At 73.7% G+C, this 2,533-nt stretch carries 3 protein-coding genes; 2 read left to right on the top strand and 1 reads right to left on the bottom strand.

Translation table 11 applies throughout. The features are described 5' to 3' along the window. A partial coding sequence (locus tag ACOV8S_RS28435; protein ID WP_448321372.1) for a serine/threonine-protein kinase occupies positions 1-957 on the bottom strand: 957 nt, incomplete at its 3' end. 232 nt (positions 958-1,189) lie between these two features. Between ACOV8S_RS28435 and ACOV8S_RS28440 the strand changes: the two genes are divergently transcribed. After that, entirely contained in the window at positions 1,190-1,939 is a 750-nt protein-coding gene (locus tag ACOV8S_RS28440; protein WP_448321373.1) for a GntR family transcriptional regulator, read from the top strand. A gap of 110 nt (positions 1,940-2,049) precedes the next feature. Continuing rightward, positions 2,050-2,533, top strand: a 484-nt coding sequence (locus ACOV8S_RS28445) for a hypothetical protein (RefSeq protein WP_448321374.1), incomplete at its 3' end; no start/stop codon positions are given.

Raw genomic sequence — 2,533 nt, forward strand, 5'->3', positions numbered from 1 at the left:
CGTCACCACCGTGAGCGCCTCCTCCGGCCGCGGACCGGGGTCCTCGACGTCGAGGAGTTCCGCCGCGTGGCGTCCCAGCTGGGCCACCAGCCCGGCCGGCAGCCACGGGTCGCGGGTGCGGCCCGCCGCGAGGATGACCTGCTCGCCGCCCACCTGCTCGAGCACGTCCTCCAGGGAGGGGCGTGCCGCCGGGTCCTTGCGCAGGCACGCGCCGATCAGTCCGGTGAGCCCCTCCGGGACGCCCGTGAGGTCGGGCTCGTCCTGGGCGATGCGGTACATCAGGGCGTGCGGTCCGCTCTCCGCGTCGCCGAACGGGACCCGTCCGGTCGCCGCGTAGGCCAGCACCGAGCCCAGGCTGAAGATGTCGACCGCCGCCGTGATCCGCTCGCCCCGCACCTGCTCCGGGGCCATGAAGCCGGGCGAGCCGACGACCGCGCCGGCATGGGTCAGCCCGCTGTCGTCGGCCGTCTCCAGCGCCCGGGCGATCCCGAAGTCGATCACCCGGGGCCCGTCGATGGTGATCAGCACGTTGGACGGCTTGAGGTCCCGGTGCACCAGCCCCGCCGTGTGGATGTCGCCGAGGGCCCGCGCGAGCCCGGCCGCCAGGATGCGCACGGTGCGCTCCGGCAGCGCCCCGTGGTCGCGGCCGACCACCCGCTCCAGCGACGGCCCGGCCACGTAACCGGTGGCCACCCACGGCACGTCGGCCTCGGTGTCGGCGTCGAGCACCGGCGCCGTCCAGTCCCCGCCGACCCGGCGCGCCGCACGCACCTCGTGACGGAACCGGGCCCGGAACTCCTCCCGCGCGGCGAGCTCGGCGCGCACCAGCTTCACGGCCACCGTGCGGCCGCGGTCCGACCTGGCCAGGAACACCTGCCCCATGCCGCCCGCGCCCAGCCGGGCCAGCAGCCGGTAGGCCCCGATCCGCTCGGGGTCCCCCGCACCCAGCATCTCCATCGCGCCGTCCTCCCCTGGACCGGTCACCGCGCCCCCCGCGGTCCCCACAGCTCAGCCTCCGAAGCGTATCGGCGGATCCGTCCGGCACGTGCCACGAAAGGGCCACACCCTGGCCACGAAGCCGTGCCCGCCGGCGTCCGCCCTCCGACCGCCGCGAGGCTGTTTTGCGCCACGCTGGTTAAGGTGACCGCAAGTAATGGACATCAGGCGTGTACCAGGAGGGAGAGCGCCGATGGGAACGACCGGCGTCCCCGGCCCGGTGACCCGCAGCACCCTGCGCCAGCAGATCGCCGAGGCGCTGCGCGACGAGGTGCTGGCCGGGCGGCTGCATCCGGGCCAGGAGTTCACGGTGAAGGAGATCGCCGAGCAGTACGGCGTCTCCGCCACGCCGGTCCGCGAGGCGCTGGTCGACCTGTCCGCGCAGGAGCTGCTGGAGGCGGTGCAGCACCGGGGCTTCCGGGTGCGGGCCTTCAGCGTCGAGGACTTCCGGCACATCGTCCAGGCCCGCGCGCTGATCTCCGACGGCATGTTCCTGCGGCTGGCGGAGCGGGCCAGCTCGGACGGCCCGGGTTTTCCCGACGTGGCGGAGACCGCCTCGCTGGCGGCGGTGCGGCGGCGTGGCGAGGAGTGCCAGCGGGCCGCCCACTCCGGTGAGTTGTCCGTGCTGATCGGCTACGACCTGCGGTACTGGCGGGAGTTGAGCAGCCTCTTCGGCAACCCGTACCTGACGGACTTCCTGCACCGGCTGCGCGTGCAGGCCTGGGTGTGCACGGTGCAGCACCTGCGGCGGCTCGCCGACCTGCGGGGCCACATGTGGGCCGGCCACACCGCCCTGGTGGACGCGCTGGGGCGCGGCGACGCCGAGGCGTCGCAGCAGCTCGTCGAGGAGAGCAACACCTTCTCGCTGGACCTGGTGGAGCGCCTCACCGCCTCGGACACCGCCGACGGTTCCCGGGAGCCGGGCCGCGGACAGGGCGGATAGCGGGGGAGGCGGGTTGAGGCCCCGTTCACGGGGGACCACTCCTGCACGGGCCGGTCCGGCCCGGTACCCACTACGCTTCCCCTTCCACCTTTGACCCGAGGAGTCGTCCTTTGGCCTGTGACCTGTGGCTGGTCCCGCTCGTCGACGTGTTGTGCCACACCCCGGACAACCCCTTCGCCGAGGAACTCGCCGTCTACGACCGGGCGCTGATGGCCACCGGTGCGCAGCCGGTGCCGATCCACCAGTACACGCCGGGGGTCACGGGCGACGTCGCCCCGGTCGCCGGCTTCGACTACGAGGCGCTGCACTTCCTGCGCCGGGTCTACCTGCTCCAGGCCTGCGGCCTGCCGGTGACGCCGGTGGACGAACTCGGCGGCGACTACGAGCAGTTGCTGGAGATGTTCGAGACCACGGCGCAGCAGTCCCACCTGGTCTGGCACTACGACCACGCCGGGGCGTACCTGCCGGTGGACTTCCCGCACCCGCTGGTCAACGACGAGCTGCTGGAGGGCGGCGGACCGCTCGGGTCCTCGCACGGGCTGCTGCGCGACCTGGAGTTCGTCGCGCCGGCCCTCGGGATCGACCCCGCCAACC

The organism is Streptomyces sp. CO7 (genome assembly GCF_053474865.1).

What these genes read in the sequence shown, in the direction of transcription:
- ACOV8S_RS28440 (WP_448321373.1), top strand. Translation starts at nt 1,190, where the DNA reads ATGGGAACGACCGGCGTCCCCGGCCCGGTGACCCGCAGCACCCTGCGC.